Source organism: Streptococcus sp. 45 (genome assembly GCF_900108865.1).
GTDB classification, from domain to species: domain Bacteria; phylum Bacillota; class Bacilli; order Lactobacillales; family Streptococcaceae; genus Streptococcus; species Streptococcus ruminicola.
Window position 1 is genome coordinate 129,506 of the sequence record NZ_FNXZ01000002.1, and the last position, 16,962, is coordinate 146,467.

Annotated in this window: 17 protein-coding genes and 2 riboswitches; of the genes, 16 read left to right on the top strand and 1 reads right to left on the bottom strand. The window is 38.7% G+C overall.

Annotated features, from left to right (window positions below):
* Positions 1–146 precede the first annotated feature (146 nt).
* The 16 genes from alaS (at position 147) to ribE (ending at position 16,099) form a co-directional block, all read left to right on the top strand.
* The gene (gene alaS / locus BMX18_RS04425; protein WP_093815281.1) at positions 147–2,765 is read left to right on the top strand and encodes an alanine--tRNA ligase; all 2,619 of its coding nucleotides are present in this window, start codon (positions 147–149) and stop codon (positions 2,763–2,765) included.
* Position 2,766: 1 nt separating this feature from the next.
* Positions 2,767–2,952: a hypothetical protein gene (locus BMX18_RS04430; RefSeq protein WP_006532280.1), complete on the top strand. Its 186-nt coding sequence runs from the start codon at positions 2,767–2,769 to the stop codon at positions 2,950–2,952.
* A gap of 111 nt (positions 2,953–3,063) precedes the next feature.
* Positions 3,064–4,044: a M50 family metallopeptidase gene (locus tag BMX18_RS04440; RefSeq protein WP_180366623.1), complete on the top strand. Its 981-nt coding sequence runs from the start codon at positions 3,064–3,066 to the stop codon at positions 4,042–4,044.
* Positions 4,045–4,201: 157 nt separating this feature from the next.
* On the top strand, positions 4,202–4,984 hold the full coding sequence (locus tag BMX18_RS04445; RefSeq protein WP_093815283.1) for a carbon-nitrogen family hydrolase: 783 nt from the start codon (positions 4,202–4,204) through the stop codon (positions 4,982–4,984).
* Between the two features lie 12 nt (positions 4,985–4,996).
* Entirely contained in the window at positions 4,997–6,175 is a 1,179-nt protein-coding gene (locus tag BMX18_RS04450) for a pyridoxal phosphate-dependent aminotransferase (protein WP_093815286.1), read from the top strand.
* 112 nt (positions 6,176–6,287) lie between these two features.
* On the top strand, positions 6,288–7,310 hold the full coding sequence (gene argC / locus BMX18_RS04455; RefSeq protein WP_093815288.1) for an N-acetyl-gamma-glutamyl-phosphate reductase: 1,023 nt from the start codon (positions 6,288–6,290) through the stop codon (positions 7,308–7,310).
* Positions 7,311–7,329: 19 nt separating this feature from the next.
* Complete coding sequence (gene argJ, locus BMX18_RS04460) at positions 7,330–8,523, top strand: bifunctional ornithine acetyltransferase/N-acetylglutamate synthase (RefSeq protein ID WP_074601509.1); 1,194 nt, start codon at positions 7,330–7,332, stop codon at positions 8,521–8,523.
* A 12-nt stretch (positions 8,524–8,535) separates the two neighbouring features.
* On the top strand, positions 8,536–9,270 hold the full coding sequence (gene argB, locus BMX18_RS04465) for an acetylglutamate kinase (protein ID WP_093815291.1): 735 nt from the start codon (positions 8,536–8,538) through the stop codon (positions 9,268–9,270).
* Positions 9,271–9,288: 18 nt separating this feature from the next.
* A complete protein-coding gene (locus tag BMX18_RS04470) occupies positions 9,289–10,419 on the top strand; it encodes an acetylornithine transaminase (RefSeq protein ID WP_074563343.1) in 1,131 nt (376 codons plus the stop codon).
* Between the two features lie 96 nt (positions 10,420–10,515).
* On the top strand, positions 10,516–11,073 hold the full coding sequence (locus tag BMX18_RS04475; RefSeq protein ID WP_093815293.1) for an NAD(P)H-dependent oxidoreductase: 558 nt from the start codon (positions 10,516–10,518) through the stop codon (positions 11,071–11,073).
* Positions 11,074–11,270: 197 nt separating this feature from the next.
* Positions 11,271–11,495, top strand: coding sequence for a helix-turn-helix transcriptional regulator (locus BMX18_RS04480; protein WP_074601513.1), 225 nt, complete (start codon positions 11,271–11,273; stop codon positions 11,493–11,495).
* Positions 11,495–12,262 (top strand): DUF3169 family protein, encoded by a 768-nt coding sequence (locus BMX18_RS04485; protein WP_093815295.1) that lies wholly within the window; start codon positions 11,495–11,497, stop codon positions 12,260–12,262. The genes BMX18_RS04480 and BMX18_RS04485 overlap by 1 nt, the downstream gene beginning before the upstream one ends.
* 53 nt (positions 12,263–12,315) lie before the next feature.
* Positions 12,316–12,570, top strand: a riboswitch (FMN riboswitch).
* 219 nt (positions 12,571–12,789) lie between these two features.
* Positions 12,790–13,845, top strand: a complete 1,056-nt coding sequence (ribD, locus tag BMX18_RS04490) for a bifunctional diaminohydroxyphosphoribosylaminopyrimidine deaminase/5-amino-6-(5-phosphoribosylamino)uracil reductase RibD (RefSeq protein WP_093815297.1) — start codon at positions 12,790–12,792, stop codon at positions 13,843–13,845.
* Entirely contained in the window at positions 13,845–14,447 is a 603-nt protein-coding gene (locus BMX18_RS04495) for a riboflavin synthase (RefSeq protein ID WP_093815299.1), read from the top strand. The genes ribD and BMX18_RS04495 overlap by 1 nt, the downstream gene beginning before the upstream one ends.
* Positions 14,448–15,626 (top strand): GTP cyclohydrolase II, encoded by a 1,179-nt coding sequence (gene ribA / locus BMX18_RS04500; protein WP_093815301.1) that lies wholly within the window; start codon positions 14,448–14,450, stop codon positions 15,624–15,626.
* A gap of 11 nt (positions 15,627–15,637) precedes the next feature.
* The gene (ribE, locus tag BMX18_RS04505; RefSeq protein ID WP_093815303.1) at positions 15,638–16,099 is read left to right on the top strand and encodes a 6,7-dimethyl-8-ribityllumazine synthase; all 462 of its coding nucleotides are present in this window, start codon (positions 15,638–15,640) and stop codon (positions 16,097–16,099) included.
* Positions 16,100–16,161: 62 nt separating this feature from the next.
* On the opposite strand, the gene thiT is transcribed toward ribE, so the two are convergent.
* A complete protein-coding gene (thiT, locus tag BMX18_RS04510) occupies positions 16,162–16,728 on the bottom strand; it encodes an energy-coupled thiamine transporter ThiT (protein WP_093815305.1) in 567 nt (188 codons plus the stop codon).
* Positions 16,729–16,796: 68 nt separating this feature from the next.
* Positions 16,797–16,894, bottom strand: a riboswitch (TPP riboswitch).
* Positions 16,895–16,962: the final 68 nt, after the last annotated feature.

A 16,962-nucleotide genomic window follows, 5' to 3' on the forward strand; every position in this document is an offset into this window, starting at 1 on the left:
CATTGAAAAGAGGTGGTACCGTGGCTAACGTCACCCTCTGTGAGATGGACTTGTCGTTTTTTTCTCCTTTGAACGAGAGCAAAAGATGATTTCAATCTATGGCAAGCGTTAAAATCGCTTAGAGTAAGAAGAAAAGGAAAGATGTAATGAAACAATTGACTAGTGCGCAAGTGCGCCAAATGTGGTTAGACTTCTGGAAATCAAAAGGTCACTCTGTTGAACCTTCTGCAAACTTGGTCCCTGTAAATGACCCAACTTTGTTGTGGATTAACTCAGGTGTTGCCACACTTAAAAAATATTTTGACGGATCAGTAATTCCAGAAAACCCACGTATTACTAATGCTCAAAAAGCTATCCGTACAAACGATATTGAAAACGTTGGTAAAACAGCTCGTCACCACACAATGTTTGAAATGTTGGGTAACTTCTCTGTTGGTGATTACTTCCGTGATGAAGCTATTACTTGGGGATTCGAATTGTTGACAAGCCCAGAATGGTTTGATTTCCCTAAAGACAAACTTTACATGACTTATTACCCAGATGATAAAGATACTTACAATCGTTGGATTTCACTTGGTGTTGAACCAAGCCACTTGATTCCAATCGAAGATAACTTCTGGGAAATTGGTGCTGGACCTTCAGGACCAGATACTGAAATCTTCTTTGACCGTGGAGAAGACTTTGACCCAGATCACGTTGGTATCAAACTTCTTGCTGAAGATATTGAAAACGATCGTTATATCGAAATTTGGAACATCGTGTTGTCACAATTTAACGCTGATCCAGCTGTTCCACGTTCAGAATACAAAGAATTACCACACAAAAACATTGATACGGGTGCTGGTTTGGAACGTTTGGTTGCGGTTATGCAAGGGGCTAAAACAAACTTTGAAACTGACCTCTTCATGCCAATCATTCGTGAAATCGAAAAATTATCTGGTAAAACTTATGATCCAGATGGCGACAACATGAGCTTTAAAGTTATTGCTGACCACATTCGCTCACTTTCATTTGCTATCGGTGATGGTGCTCTTCCAGGTAATGAAGGTCGTGGTTACGTGCTTCGTCGTTTGCTTCGTCGTGCCGTTATGCATGGTCGTCGCCTTGGCATCAACGAAACATTCTTGTATAAATTGGTTCCAACAGTTGGTAAAATCATGGAATCATATTACCCAGAAGTTCTTGAAAAACGCGAATTTATCGAAAAAATCGTACGCCGCGAAGAAGAAACATTTGCTCGTACAATCGATGCTGGTTCAAACATGCTTGACCAATTGTTGGCTGATTTGAAAGCAGCTGGTAAAGACACTGTTGAAGGTAAAGACATCTTCAAATTGTATGATACATACGGATTCCCAGTTGAATTGACTGAAGAATTGGCTGAAGATAAAGGATTCAAGATTGACCACGCTGGCTTTGAAGCTGCTATGAAAGAACAACAAGAACGTGCTCGTGCAAGTGTTGTTAAAGGTGGTTCAATGGGTATGCAAAACGAAACATTGTCAAGCATCACTGAAGAATCAGTCTTTAGCTATGAAGAAGAAGTTCTTGATTCTACATTGTCAGTTATTATCACTGATAACGAACGTACTGAAGCTGTTTCAGAAGGTCAAGCATTGCTTGTCTTTGCTAAAACTCCATTCTACGCTGAAATGGGTGGACAAGTAGCTGACCACGGTGTTATCAAAAACGATAAAGGCGACATCGTTGCTCGTGTGATTGATGTTCAAAAAGCACCAAATGGTCAAGCTCTTCACACAGTTGAAGTACTTGCAAGCTTGTCAGTTGGTACAACATACACACTTGAAATTGACGCTAAACGTCGTCACAGTGTTATTAAAAACCACACTGCAACTCACTTGCTTCACGCAGCTCTTCATCACGTTATCGGTGAACACGCTACTCAAGCTGGTTCTCTTAACGAAGAAGGTTTCTTGCGCTTTGACTTCACTCACTTTGAAGCTGTTACTGCTGATGAATTGCGTCAAATCGAAGAAGAAGTTAACCAACAAATCTGGAACGCTATCCCTGTTGTTACTGTCGAAACTGATATTGACACAGCTAAATCAATGGGTGCTATGGCCTTGTTCGGTGAAAAATACGGTAAAAACGTACGTGTCGTAACAATCGGCGACTACTCAATCGAACTTTGTGGTGGTACACACGTTTCAAATACAGCAGAAATTGGAATCTTCAAGATTGTCAAAGAAGAAGGTATCGGTTCAGGAACTCGTCGTATCCTTGCTGTAACTGGTAAAGAAGCCTTTGAAGCATACCGTCAAGAAGAAGAAGATCTTAAAGCAATTGCTGAAACTCTTAAAGTGCCTCAATTGAAAGAAGTTACTAAGAAAGTTGTTAGCTTGCAAGAACAATTGCACAAATTGCAAAAAGAAAATGCTGAATTGAAAGAAAAAGCAGCAGCAGCACAAGCTGGTGACGTCTTCAAAGATGTTAAAGAAGCAAACGGTCTTCGCTTTATCGCTAGCCAAGTAACTGTTTCTGATGCAGGTGCCCTTCGTACATTTGCTGATAACTGGAAACAAAAAGATTATTCTGATGTTCTTGTATTGGCAGCAGCTATTGGTGAAAAAGTCAATGTTCTTGTAGCAAGCAAATCAAAAGATGTCCACGCTGGTAACTTGATTAAAGCTTTGGCACCAATCGTATCAGGTCGTGGTGGTGGTAAACCAGACATGGCTATGGCCGGTGGTTCAGATGCTGCTAAAATCGCTGACCTTCTTGCAGCAGTAGCAGAAAATCTTTAAGATGACATCAAAAAATATCTTTCTAAAACTCGCCATTGCCTTAATCAGTGTAACAATCATAATCCTTGCTGGAGTGCTTATTGTCAATAGCATCCAAGGAAAGGTAAACTGGGTACTTATTGTCATTCTCTTTGCAGAAGCAAGCCTACTCAGTAGCCTGATTAAAACCTTGCAAGAAAGAAAATAAAATGAAAGCTCACCAAACGGTGGGCTTTTTTGCTATAGTTAAAAAATCTTATGATAAAATGGTAATATCATTTAGGAATTCCAGAGATATTCAGGAATAAAAGGGAAATATATGAGAAAATTACCTTCGCCAGTTTGTGTAACATTTTTGTTCTTACTTTTGTTGATGATAATATTTCCATCAGTACGAGAAACATTTATCTTAAGTTATATTAGCATTATGTTGGCTATTTTATTTCATGAATTTGGTCATTTTGCAGTTGGTTATATTAATGGCGTAAAACCACAGCATCTTATTGTTGGCTTTATCAAATTTGATTTTGAAAATGGATTTCGTGTGAGATTTAATGATAACTGGATTTACTATGGGGGGATTTATCGCTATAAGGTAGCAAAGTATCCAGAAAAATCAATGTTAAAGTTACTAGTTGGAGGTCCATTAGTTAGTTTACTTGGTTCATTTGTCTTGTTTTCACAGTTAGAATTTTTGAAAGTATTTGGATATTCTAGCCTATTATTATTTATAGCAACGGCAGCTCCAATAAACTTTTTTGGCTTATGCAACGATGGTTTTAAGGCATATAAATTGTTAATGAAAGATGACTTATTTCTTTTATATCAAAGAGTATCTAATCAATTATTGCAAGATTATAGCGTTACGACTTTTGATGAAGTTTCAAAAGTTTGTAGCACTTTAGAAAACAAAAATATTCCTGACTATATGATAAATACTTTTTTATTGTATCTGATTTATGCTTGGTTATTGCAAGGAGAAATGTTGCAGATTAGAAATAGTTATCAAAGATTGACAGAGATAAAGCCAAGTAATCAGTTTAATCGAAATTATTACTATAGCCTTCTAGTAAGTTTAGAAGCATTAGTGTATAAGAGGGTGTCTAGTGACTTATTTGCTAAAGCCAACTTGGAGAAATTAGATAAGATTAGCCAAAAACGTCTGCAATATCTATCATGTTTTTATTTAGAAAATAGTGAAGATATAAGTGAGAAAAAAATCGCTTTTCAAGAGGTGTTATCATCATATAGTGAACAAAAATCAGTTTTAGTTCAAGCCGAAAAACAGTTTTTGGTATAAAGTATTCAAAGCTCACCTGATGGTGGGCTTTTTTGGGGTTATAGTTTTTAACTATCAAATCTATTTAAAATAACTATTTTACGAGGAGAAGGCAGACTGCTATAATAGTCACTAAGATTTCAGAAAATTTTCAACAAAAGATAGAATCGAGGAAATCATGAAAGTTTCACTAATTCAGATGGCTATTTACGAAGCTGAGCCGAAGAAAAACATTGAGAATGTCTTAGCTTGGTTAGAAAAAGCAGCGCTTGATGAGCCTGATGTGATTGTTTTGCCAGAAATGTGGAATACAGGTTATGCTTTGGAGCAAATAGCAGAGCTTGCTGATGAGAATGGTCAAGAAATCAAAAACTTGCTTGGAAAGTTTGCGAAGGATCACCAGGTTAATCTGGTGGCTGGTTCTGTGGCAACAAAAAAAGAAACTGGCTTTTTTAATACGACTTATGTTTTTAACCGATCTGGTCAGGTGATTGCTGATTATGATAAAGCTCATCTTTTTGGCTTGATGGGAGAAGATCGTTTTTTGCAGGCTGGGCATCGTGAAAGTACTTTTGAGATTGATGGTGTCAAGGCTGCTAGTGTCATTTGTTATGATATTCGCTTTCCAGAGTGGGTGAGAACCTTGATGGCAAGTGGAGCTAAGCTTTTATTTGTCGTTGCTGAATGGCCAGAAGCACGTGTAGAACAGTGGGAGATTTTACTTCGTGCGCGTGCAGTTGAAAATCAAGCTTTTGTAGTGGCTGTCAACCGTGTTGGTCAAGGAGTGTTGGACGATTTTTCTGGGCATTCATTGGTAATCAACACTTTGGGACAGATTATTTTGCAAGCGCCAGATAATCAAGAAGGTGTTTTTTCGGTAGATATTGACTTATCAGAGGTTGAAAAAGTTCGTGGGTATATTCCTGTTTTTGCTGACCGAAAACCAGAGTTGTATCATTAAGGGGGAGTTAGGATGTTTTCACAATCAGATATTTTACAAACATTACCAAAACAATTTTTTGCTAGCCTTGTTGCTAAGGTCAATGCAAAAGTGGCTGAAGGTTATGATGTGATAAATCTTGGGCAGGGAAATCCTGATCAGCCGACCTACGATTATATCGTTGATGCCTTGATTGAATCTGCTAAGAATCCAGCATCCCATAAATATTCACAATTTCGAGGCAATGCTAATTTTAAAGAAGCAGCTAGTCAGTTTTATAAGGATAATTATCAGGTGGAACTTGATAGTGAGAAGGAAATTTGTGTGCTTGGTGGGGCAAAGATTGGCCTGGTTGAGTTTCCTTTAGCAATGATGAATCCAGGAGACTTGCTATTGTTGCCAGACCCAGGTTACCCAGATTATCTTTCTAGTGTTGCATTAGGGAAAATTGAATATGAAACTTTTCCTTTAAAAGCAGAAAATGATTTTTTGCCAGATTTGTCAGCCATTCCTGAAGAAGTGGCAAAGCGTGCTAAATTTATCTACATCAATTACCCTAACAATCCTACCGGAGCTGTGGCAACGGCAGCATTTTATGAAGAATTGGTTGCTTGGGCGAAAAAATACGAAGTAGGTGTGGTCAGTGATTTTGCTTATGGAGCTTTGGGAGCAGACGGTTACCAAAATCCAAGTTTTCTCTCAACACCTGGGGCTAAAGAAGTTGGTATTGAACTTTATACCTTTTCTAAGACTTTTAATATGGCTGGTTGGCGTTTAGCTTTTGCGGCGGGAAATGCGGAGCTGATTGAGGCACTTAACTTATTGCAAGACCACCTCTTTGTCAGCATTTTCCCGGCAATCCAAGACGCTGGCGCAGCTGCCCTTTTAGACAAACGTGCGAAAGCAGCAATCGCAGACCTAAATCACAAATATGACGAGCGACGCCACGCCTTTGTCAAAGCTGCTGCTAAAATCGGCTGGCACGCCTTTGAGTCAAAAGGTTCGTTTTATGCTTGGATGCCGGTGCCAGAAGGTTATAACAGTGAAAGCTTCGCTGATTTACTCTTAAACGAAGCTCACGTCGCAGTCGCACCGGGAAAAGGTTTCGGACAAGCAGGAGATGGTTACGTCAGAATCGGACTCCTAGTTGAACCAGAACGCCTTGAAGAAGCCGTCGAGCGAATTAGCAAACTGAAATTATTTGAAAAATAATGAAAGTACGAATGAAAATTCGTGCTTTTTTAATATTTTATGCAAAAAATACTTGACTTATGAATAAATATACTATAAAATTGAATACATATTTATTCAAGGAGTGTATATTATGAGAGTGTCGATTGTTGGTATCACTGGATACAGTGGTCTTGAATTAGTTAAATTATTGAATAATCATAAAAAAGTAACGATTGCTTCGATTCATGCAACTAAGGAAATCGGTCGACGATTATCAGACTTATACCCTTACTTAGTTGGTGTCTGTGACTTGGTTATCGAAGAATTTGATGCCGAGAAAATCATGGCAAAATCAGACTTGGTATTCTTTGCAACACCAAGTGGGGTCGCAAGCAAGTTGGCACAGCCTTTTGTGGAAGCTGATTTTCCAGTGATAGATTTGTCAGGGGACCATCGCTTGCCAGCCTATCTTTATGAAAAATGGTATAAAAAAACACCTGCTAGTGATGAAGCGTTGAATAAATTTACATATTCTTTGGCTGAGTTTACAGATGTTAAAGGTAAAAAATTCATTTCAAACCCTGGTTGCTACGCGACAGCAACAGAATTAGCTTTGATACCTTTGCTAAAAGCTGGTGTGGTTGAAGAAGATTCTATTATTGTGGATGCCAAAAGTGGTTTGACAGGTGCTGGTAAGGCACTTTCTGAATCAAGTCATTTTGTTAATGTGCATGATAATTACGTGACTTACAAGTTGAATCGTCACCAGCACATTCCAGAAATTGTGCAAGAGTTGAAGTTGTTCGATGACAAGGTTAATCACATTCAATTTTCAACATCACTTTTGCCAGTTAATCGCGGTATCATGTCAACGGTTTATGTTAAGTTGAAAAAACCACTAACAAACGCAAATCTTTTTGCTATCTATGAAGATTCTTACAAAGATACGCCTTTTGTTCGTGTGCAAGATGATTTACCAGAATTGCACAATGTTATTGGCTCAAACTTTACAGATATTGGTTTCCTCTACAATGAGGTCACAAATGTCTTAACCATCGTTTCAGTTATTGACAATTTGATTAAAGGAGCGGCTGGGCAGGCTGTTCAGAACCTCAACTTGATGAATGGTTGGGATGGGACAGAAGGATTATTGATTTCACCAAATTATTTATAGTCTAGAAAGGGTATGAAATATGAAAGTTATTGAAGGTAATGTAGCAAGCCCACTTGGATTTTCAGCAGATGGATTACATGCAGGGTTTAAGAAAAGAAAACTTGATTTTGGTTGGATTGTATCTGAAGTGCCAGCTAGTGTTGCTGGGGTTTATACGACAAATAAAGTTATTGCAGCGCCATTAATTGTGACACGTCAGTCTGTTAAAAAAGCACAAAAAATGAAAGCCATCGTGGTGAACTCAGGTGTTGCCAATTCTTGTACAGGTGTGCAAGGAATGGAAGATGCTTACACCATGCAAAAATGGACAGCAGAAAAACTTGGTGTTGAACCTGATTTGGTCGGTGTCGCTTCAACTGGTGTGATTGGTGATTTGTTGCCAATGGATACTTTAAAAACTGGTCTTTCTAAACTTGTGGTGAATGGGAATTCAGATGATTTTTCAAAAGCTATTTTGACAACAGATACTATGGTTAAAACTGTTGCAGTTACGGAAAAATTCGGTCGTGATGAAGTTACCATGGCAGGTGTCGCTAAAGGGTCAGGCATGATTCACCCAAATATGGCAACCATGCTTGCTTTTATCACCTGTGATGCCAATATTTCAAGTGAAACTTTGCAACTAGCTCTAAGCCAAAATGTTGAAACGACATTTAACCAAATCACCGTTGATGGCGATACGTCAACAAACGATATGGTTCTTGTCATGTCAAATGGTTGTACTTTGAACGAAGAAATTTTGCCAAACACACCTGAATTTGATAAATTCTCAGCCATGCTTAATTACGTGATGCAAGAATTGGCTAAAATGATTGCTAAAGATGGTGAAGGCGCAAGTAAACTCATTGAAGTAAATGTTAAAAATGCTCCAAATGCCCTTGATGCTCGTATGATGGCTAAAAGTGTTGTGGGTTCAAGCCTTGTGAAGACGGCTATTTTTGGTGAAGACCCTAACTGGGGACGTATTCTAGCAGCAGTTGGTTATGCAGGGGTTGATGTTCCTGTTGATAATATTGACATTTTCCTTGGTGATGTTCCAGTTATGCTAAAATCAAGTCCAGTTGACTTTGAAGCAGAAGAGATGCAAGATGTCATGCACGAAGATGAAATTACCATCACGGTTGATTTACATGCAGGGGAAGCACAAGGAAAAGCGTGGGGCTGCGATTTATCATATGATTATGTGAAAATCAATGCCCTCTATCGTACATAAAGGGATAAGACTATGAAAGATACAATTGTGATTAAAATTGGTGGCGTTGCTAGCCAAAACTTGTCGCAAGACTTTTTAGCACAAGTCAAAAAATGGAAAGATGCCCATAAAAATTTGGTCATTGTGCATGGTGGCGGCTATGCTATTAATAAATTAATGGAAGATAACCAAGTACCAGTAAAAAAAATCAATGGTCTTCGTGTAACCAGTCAATCTGATATGAAGTTGGTCAGCTACGCTCTTCTTCACATGGTTGGTGAAAATTTGACTAAAAAACTAAACCAATCATCTATTGATAGTATTCAGTTGCTATCAAATATCAAAAGAGTGGTGACAGCTGATTTTCTTGATAAGGAAACTTATGGTTACGTTGGTGATGTTTCACATATTCAGACACCGATTTTGGAGCAAATGCTTGATAATCAAATGTTGCCAGTACTTGCTTCAATTGGTTATTCAAAAGAAGGCGATATGCTCAACATCAACGCTGATTATTTAGCAACAGCGGTTGCGATTGCCTTGAATGCTGAAAAATTGGTTTTGATGACAGATGTGAAAGGTATTTTGGAAAATGGTGAAGTGCTTGATAGCCTGACTTCGAAAGAATTTCAAGAAAAGATCGATCAAGGCATTATCACTGGCGGTATGATTCCAAAAATTGAGTCAGCAGTGAACACTGTTTTAGCAGGTGTTGGTGAAGTATTGATTGGCGACAATCTTGTAACAGGAACTTCAATCATCTGCTAGGGATAAGGGGAGCAAGTAATGACAAAGTTATTTCAAAATTATAAACGCGCAGCTATTGAATTTGTTAAGGCGCAAGGAAATTATCTGTTTGATCAAGATGGTAAAAAATACCTTGATTTCTCAACAGGAATTGGGGTAACCAACCTTGGTTTTCACCCACAAGTTAAGGCAGCTCTTCTAAAACAAGCAGAAGAAATCTGGCATATGCCTAACTTGTATCATAATTCTTTGCAAGAAGAAGTGGCCGGCAAATTAATCGGTGACAAAGACTACCTGGCTTTCTTTGCCAATAGCGGTGCGGAAGCAAATGAAGCAGCCATTAAAATCGCTCGTAAATCAACTGGTAAGCAAGAAATTATCACTTTTGTCAATTCTTTCCATGGTCGTACTTTTGGTTCCATGTCAGCGACTGGTCAAGATAAAATCAAGACTGGTTTTGGTGATGGTGTGCCACATTTCAGCTACGCTACTTACAACGATTTGGACAGCGTTAAAGCTTTGGTAACGGAAGATACGGCAGCTGTCATGTTAGAGTTGGTTCAAGGAGAATCAGGTGTTCGTCCAGCTGACAAAGCCTTTGTGACAGCTTTGAGTCAATTCTGTCAAGAAACAGGAATTTTACTGATTGTTGATGAAGTGCAAACTGGTATGGGACGTACTGGTAAGCTCTTCTCATTTGAGCATTATGGTATTGAACCAGATATTTTCACCTTGGCTAAAGGTCTTGGAAATGGTGTTCCCGTTGGTGCCATGATTGCCAAAGAAAAACTTGGTTCAGCCTTTTCATACGGTAGTCACGGTTCAACTTTCGGTGGTAATAAATTAGTCATGTCAGCAGCCTCAAGCGTACTGGATATTATGCTGGCTGACGGTTTCTTACCACAAGCACTTGAAAATGGTAATTATTTGCAAACGGAACTGAAAAAAGTCTTGGCTGACAATCCTAAAGTGACTGACGTTCGCGGTCTTGGCTACATGATTGGGATTGAAACCAGTGAAAACCTAGCGGACTTGGTTGAAAAAGCGCGTGATAAAGGTTTGATTGTGTTGACAGCAGGAACTAATGTCATTCGTCTCTTGCCACCATTAACCTTGACAAAAGAAGAAATCGACCAAGGTGTAGCCATTTTAGCAGATGTTTTTGCATAAAACCTAAGAAGCTGGACAGTTTGTTTCAGCTTTTTTTTAGGTTGACAAATTGTGTGTAATTGTATAGAATTTTCTAATAATAGAAGAGGTGAAAAAATGGCTAAAAAAGTTCTTGTTGTTTCAGGACACCCTGATTTGAAAAATGATTCTTTGGCAAATAAAACCATTTTAAAAGAAATTAAAAAGCTCTATCCAGAAGTTGAATTGGATATTTTGAGCAATTTGTATCCTGATTATCAGATTGATGTGGCTGCTGAGCAAGATAAGCTTCGTTGGGCGGATGTCATTGTTTTCCAATACCCGCTTTATTGGTACATGACCCCATCTTTGATGAATAAATGGATTGAAAAAGTTTTTGTGCATGGTTTTTCTCACGGGTCAAATGGTAATGCCTTGAAAGATAAATACTTGATTGCATCTTTGACGACTGGTGCGGGAGAAGCAGCTTATAGCGCTGAATCTGGTACAACGATTGAAGATCTTTTAGCACCAATTCGTTTGACAGCTAAATTGACGCAGCTTAACTTTGTCGGTCATGTTGTCACACATGGTGTGTCTTATTCACTGCGTGAGGACGGTGACAAAGCCCAAGAAATGATTGCAAAATCTCAAGCACATGCTAAAAAACTGGTTGAAATGATTGAAAGTTTGTAGGAAATAAGGCTCGGTTTTATTAACCGGGTCTTTTTTTGACAAAAATTATGTTCTTTTTGACAATTATCTTTGTGTTTTTGACAAATATCCTTGTCATTTTTAGAAGGTAGTGCTATAATCAATTCATCAAGGGGAAAAGGAGAATAAGACTTGGTAGGAAAATTAAACTCAAAAAGTAATTTTTATCGATTACTAGGATGGAGGAAAATTTGGTATTAAAAAATCGTCTGAAAGAATTACGTGCGCGAGATGGTTTGAATCAGACACAGTTAGCCAAATTGGCGAAAGTTTCCAGACAAACGATTAGTCTTTTGGAACGTAATGAGTATACGCCATCGGTGATTATCGCTTTGCGCATTGCAAAAATTTTTAATGAACCTGTCGAAAATGTTTTTAGTCTTGATGAAGAGGGAGAAGAATAATGAAAAAGACAAAACAATTAACAACAAAACAACGTGTTTTATTTTATCTAGGAATTGTTACTGTTAGTGCTCTTGTCGGAGGGGTAACTGGTGCTTTGGGACTTGGTCTTGGTGATAAGGTTTTAACGTTTAATTTTGATATTTTTATGATTTTTGTCTACATACTGACTGCTATGTCAATTCTCGTGACATTATGGTTTATGTACCAAGCGAATCATTATCAAAATCGTTATGAGGCTATGGACGAAGATGCTGATGAAGATGAAAGTTACGAGATTTATCGTAAGACATTTAAAAATTTAGGATTAGCATCGACTTTTTATAATGTTTCCGTAGCATTTATTTTCTTTTCAATAGGTGTTGGTATTTGCGATTTTCATGACAGAATTAGTAATGGTTTAGCCTTTAAGATAACGACCTATGTTGTAGAAGCTATCTTTTTTATTCTTTTATTTGTACTTCAAATAGCGATATTTAAATTAACTCAAAAAATTCGTCATTACAAAATTTCAGTTTTCCCGACTATTAAAGAAGTAAAAGAATTTGCCTATTCTTACGATGAGGGTGAACTTCAAGCAAATTATGAGCAAGCTTTTTTGATTGTTTTCAATCTTAATCAGTATTTACCATTTGTTTATGCTATCTTGTGTGTGTTAGCAGTTGTGAGTTCGCTCGATGTTACTTCAGGTTTGGTAGTAACGACAGGAATTTATATCTATATCAACCTTGCTAACATTCGTTTTGTGAATAAATATTTCAGAAAATAATAAAAATGATTGACAGCACTTCTAATTCGTGCTAATCTAAAACAGAATTGAATAGTTTTCTTCGGGGCAGGGTGTAATTCCCGACCGACGGTGATGTTGTCTCGTTGATTGCTATTTGCTTTTATTCGCTGTTGACACCTCTTGCCTAACACCTGTTATGTCTGTGAGGCTGTCGCCTAAACTAAAAGCAAATCATCAATCAACTTTGTTTGGTTTGATATCCAAGTGAGATAGTTAAGTCCGTGAGCGTAAGCTGATCTGGTGCAATTCCAGAACCGACAGTATAGTCTGGATGAGAGAAGAATTGATAGAGTGTCAAAAGGCAAGCTCTTGCTTTTTGGAATACTTTTTTACTTGTCTTTAATTCCCCGTGGTGTAAGCTGCGGGGATTTTAGTTTAGTAACTTTATGGTATTGTCAGAATTTTTCGATAATACCTTGAGTGTTATCCCGATGAAAATAACTAGCTAGGCCATTCTAGTTTAGTGATTTTTATCGGGATTTTTTAGTCTAGAAAGGAGGACGATTATGGATAATTATTATATGTCGCAGGCAATTGCAGAAGCTAAAAATGGTTTTCGTCAAACTTATACCAATCCTTTAGTTGGCGCAGTGATTGTTAAAGATAATCATGTGATTGCTCGTGGTGCGCATTTGCAGTATGGTTATGAGCATGCTGAAAAGAATGCTATTTTACATTGTCAAACTCCTGAAGAACTAGTCGATTCAACACTTTATGTAACATTGGAACCTTGTCATCACAGGGGAAAACAGCCCCCCTGCACCCAAGCGATTCTAGCAGCTGGCATCAAAAAGGTGGTGGTTGGTCAACTTGATCCCAATCCTTTGGTGGCTGGGAAAGGGCTAGCTTTCTTGAAAGAAGAAGGCATCGAAGTGGTGACTGGTGTATTAGAAGAAGAGGCTAGAGGCCTTAATCCTCACTATAATTTTTACTACGAAAACCAGCGACCTTACGTGGTTTTAAAACAAGCGGTTAGCTTAGATGGAAAAATAGCGGTGCTTGGTAAACGCACAGCTTTAACGGATGCTGAAACTAATCGTTTTGTTCATGATGAACGCGATGATTATCAGGCTATTTTGGTTGGTGCTGACACTGTCTTGATTGATAACCCACGTTTACTGGGAGCGGGGACAAGTTTGTATCCTATTGTCCGTGTGATTTTAGATGAAGCTGGTCGTGTTTTTGAGAGAAGAGACTTACAGTTTTTTACGGATGATTCAGCTCCAATTTTGATTTTTAGTAAGCATAAGGTCACAGATTTACCTAGTCATGTGAAGGTGATTGATTTGCCTGAGTTCTCGATTGCAAATATCTTGCGGGTACTTTATGATGAAAAGATTCAATCAGTTTATGTCGAGGGCGGAGCGGCTGTTCATGATGCTTTCTTGGATAGTGGACTTTGGGATGAAATCATTTCTTATGTGACGCCTAAGCTTATTGGAGGAAATGGCAAAGCAGCAATGTCAAGTTTTCGTTTGGTAGAAGAAGTGCTAGAGTTGCAAGATTTTTCATGTCAAAAAATTGGAAATACAATCAGATTGTCAGCGAAAAGGAGAACGTGATGTTTACAGGATTAATTCAAGAACAAGGTCGTATCAGTCGGATTGTCAAACACCAACACCATATCAAGTTAACTTGCAAAGCTTCACGAAAAATTTTAGCAGACTATAAAATTGGTGACAGTATGGCAATTAATGGAGTATGCCTTACCTGCGTGGCTAAATCTGGAGATTTATTTACTGTTGATGTCATGCCTGAAACCTTTAGACGGACAATTTTTTCAGAAAGTCGTGTGGGCGATTTGGTTAATTTAGAACTGGCCATGTCAGCCAATGCTCGTTTTGAAGGGCACCTTGTGACGGGGCACGTAGATGGTGTGGCAACTCTTGTCCAGAAAAAGAGCGATGAAACTGCTCTGGTACTCAGCTTTGCTTTTCCAAAAGAACTTGAAGGGCAAATTGTCGCACAAGGTTCAATCGCAGTCAATGGGGTTAGTCTAACGGTGGTGTCTGTTGAGTCGGGACAATTTAGCGTGTCTTTGATTCCGCATACGGCAAAAGAAACCAACTTGGCTAGTCTTAAAAAAGGCGACAAGGTCAATATCGAGACTGATATTTTAGCAAAATACATGCAGGCACAAGTAGCAAGGATGAAAGGAGAATAAATGTTTAAGGATGTTGAAAAGGCTCTTTTTGATTTGAGAGCAGGAAAATTAATTATCGTGGTTGATGATGATGACCGCGAAGCTGAAGGGGACTTGATTGGCCTGGCAGAATTAGCAAGCCCAGAAAATGTGAATTTTATGACCAAGCATGCGCGTGGCTTGATTTGTGCACCAGTGTCTGAAGAGATTGCTAATCGTTTGGAACTTGTTCCAATGTCAGAAGAAAATACGGATGCACATGGCACAGCTTTTACCATTAGCGTTGACCACAAAGAAACCTCAACAGGAATTTCAGCTTTTGACCGCGCTAAGACTATTCAAGAATTGGCGTCGATAAGTAGTAAAGCAAGTGATTTTCACAGACCTGGTCACATGTTTCCATTGGTGGGACGAAGTGGTGGCGTTCTAGAACGTCGTGGGCACACGGAAGCAAGTCTTGATTTGGCACGTTTAGCTGGTGTGAGAGAAGCGACTTACATTTGTGAGATTTTAAAAGATGATGGCACGATGGCTCGTAAAGCTGATTTGCATGATTTTGCTAGCAAGTGGAATTTGACCATGATTGAAGTTGGTGATATCGCCCGCTATGTGAGCTTTCAAGATAGTCCTAAGGTAAAGTTGCCATCAAGTTATGGTGACTTTGACCTTCAGTTATTTGAAGATGAAGAAAAGCGCGAGCATGTTCTCTTGTCAAAGGGAGATTTGACGACAGATGAACCGCTTTTACTGCGTTTGCACTCAGAGTGTTTGACTGGCGATATTTTTGGGTCTTTGCGTTGTGACTGTGGAGAACAGTTGCATGCTGCCATGGAAAAAATTGACCAAGTTGGTCGCGGAGCTATTTTGTACCTTCGTCAAGAAGGTCGAGGCATCGGTTTAAAAAATAAACTGAAAGCTTATCAGTTGCAAGAAGAAGGTTTGGACACTTATGAGGCAAATCTTGAGCTTGGCTTTGCCCCAGATGAGCGTGATTACCAGATTGCAGCGGATATTTTGAGCTTTTTGGATATCAAGCAGGTAAAACTCTTGACTAATAATCCTGATAAGTTGGAGCAGCTTGAAATGGCAGGTATAGAAATTGTAGAACGCTTGCCCTTGCAGATGCCAGCCCACCAAGAAAATAAAGCTTATCTACAAACCAAGCAAGAAAAATTTCATCATTTATTACACATCGTATAAGGAGAATAATTATGACAACATTTGAAGGAAAATTTATCGGAAAAGACTTGAAAATCGCTATCGTTGTGGCACGTTTTAATGAATTCATCACCTCAAAATTATTAGGTGGTGCCGTGGACGGTCTAGTTAGAAATGAGGTGGCTGAGGATGATATCGATGTTTATTGGGTCCCAGGCGCTTTTGAAATTCCATTTATGACGAAAAAAATTGTAGCCAGCGGTAAATATGATGGTGTGATCACCCTCGGTAGTGTCATTCGTGGGTCAACAAGTCATTATGATTTGGTCTGTAACGAAGTGGCTAAAGGGGTTGGACAAATCAATCTCACTAGCGATATTCCAGTTATGTTTGGTGTGATTACCACTGAGGATATCGAGCAAGCTATCGAACGTTCTGGTTCAAAAGCAGGTAATAAAGGTAGCGAATGCGCTCAAGGTGTGCTTGAAATGATTAATTTGGCAAAACAACTGTAATAGAAAAAAGCTAAGACGATTTGTCTTAGCTTTTATGGTGTTAAGCTTAGAAAATAAAGATTTTATTTCTTCACCAAGAAAAGTTTTCCTTGTGTTGGGATGATGATAGCTAGTGCTAAAATGACGAAGACTAGAGTTAAGAGTCCAGCAGTGCCATTGACGCTGAGAGAATAAAGGTAAGGTGACATGCCTTTTGGTGCGTAGCTTCCCCAGAAGATAAGGCCAGCGACATAGTGCCAGAAGTAGCGGACAAAAACAGCAAGTGTGGCACCGATAGTAGAGTAAATCAAAGCACGTCCTTTATTGTCTTTAGAAAGAGCATTTTGAAATGGCGCAGATAAAAATCCAGCTAAGCCCATTGAGATAAAGGCAATGATGTATTCGATGATAACTTGTGACAAAGCCAAATACCAAACTTTACCTAAAATGAAGTGAAGCAAGCCCCAGATAAGACCAGCTAGAGTTCCGTACTTTGGACCGCGACGTAGGGCAAAAAGGACGACTGGCACCGCACCGAATGAAGGGGTGAACCAGCTAGCAAAATCTGGAATATAAGATAAAGCCATAGCAAAAGCAGCAACCAATGCAGTCTCAATTAAAGCAGACAATTGAGAATTCTTCGACGACATAAAAAAGCTCCTTCTAACACAAAGGAGCTTTTCTGATAATATGTTCAATGCTATTTTAATCACGTTTAAAAAAGTCATATCACAATCCCTACGCTCGTCCTAACGAGATCAGGTTATCAGGATTTCGCAAATGCGATCTCAGCCGATGGCACTCCTTTGTGAATTCAATTTGTTTATAGTCTAGCATGAAAGAAACTTTCTTGTCAAGACAGTTCGAAAATATTTTTTGAAAAT

Bases quoted from the DNA above. Each gene is read 5' to 3' on its own strand.
- argB (WP_093815291.1), top strand. From the start codon at position 8,536: ATGAAAGATACAATTGTGATTAAAATTGGTGGCGTTGCTAGCCAAAAC.
- BMX18_RS04480 (WP_074601513.1), top strand. From the start codon at position 11,271: ATGGAGGAAAATTTGGTATTAAAAAATCGTCTGAAAGAATTACGTGCG.
- BMX18_RS04430 (WP_006532280.1), top strand. From the start codon at position 2,767: ATGACATCAAAAAATATCTTTCTAAAACTCGCCATTGCCTTAATCAGT.
- ribD (WP_093815297.1), top strand. From the start codon at position 12,790: ATGGATAATTATTATATGTCGCAGGCAATTGCAGAAGCTAAAAATGGT.
- ribE (WP_093815303.1), top strand. From the start codon at position 15,638: ATGACAACATTTGAAGGAAAATTTATCGGAAAAGACTTGAAAATCGCT.
- BMX18_RS04450 (WP_093815286.1), top strand. From the start codon at position 4,997: ATGTTTTCACAATCAGATATTTTACAAACATTACCAAAACAATTTTTT.
- alaS (WP_093815281.1), top strand. From the start codon at position 147: ATGAAACAATTGACTAGTGCGCAAGTGCGCCAAATGTGGTTAGACTTC.
- BMX18_RS04475 (WP_093815293.1), top strand. From the start codon at position 10,516: ATGGCTAAAAAAGTTCTTGTTGTTTCAGGACACCCTGATTTGAAAAAT.
- argJ (WP_074601509.1), top strand. From the start codon at position 7,330: ATGAAAGTTATTGAAGGTAATGTAGCAAGCCCACTTGGATTTTCAGCA.
- BMX18_RS04495 (WP_093815299.1), top strand. From the start codon at position 13,845: ATGTTTACAGGATTAATTCAAGAACAAGGTCGTATCAGTCGGATTGTC.
- BMX18_RS04440 (WP_180366623.1), top strand. From the start codon at position 3,064: ATGAGAAAATTACCTTCGCCAGTTTGTGTAACATTTTTGTTCTTACTT.
- BMX18_RS04445 (WP_093815283.1), top strand. From the start codon at position 4,202: ATGAAAGTTTCACTAATTCAGATGGCTATTTACGAAGCTGAGCCGAAG.
- argC (WP_093815288.1), top strand. From the start codon at position 6,288: ATGAGAGTGTCGATTGTTGGTATCACTGGATACAGTGGTCTTGAATTA.
- BMX18_RS04485 (WP_093815295.1), top strand. From the start codon at position 11,495: ATGAAAAAGACAAAACAATTAACAACAAAACAACGTGTTTTATTTTAT.
- ribA (WP_093815301.1), top strand. From the start codon at position 14,448: ATGTTTAAGGATGTTGAAAAGGCTCTTTTTGATTTGAGAGCAGGAAAA.
- thiT (WP_093815305.1), bottom strand. From the start codon at position 16,728: ATGTCGTCGAAGAATTCTCAATTGTCTGCTTTAATTGAGACTGCATTG.
- BMX18_RS04470 (WP_074563343.1), top strand. From the start codon at position 9,289: ATGACAAAGTTATTTCAAAATTATAAACGCGCAGCTATTGAATTTGTT.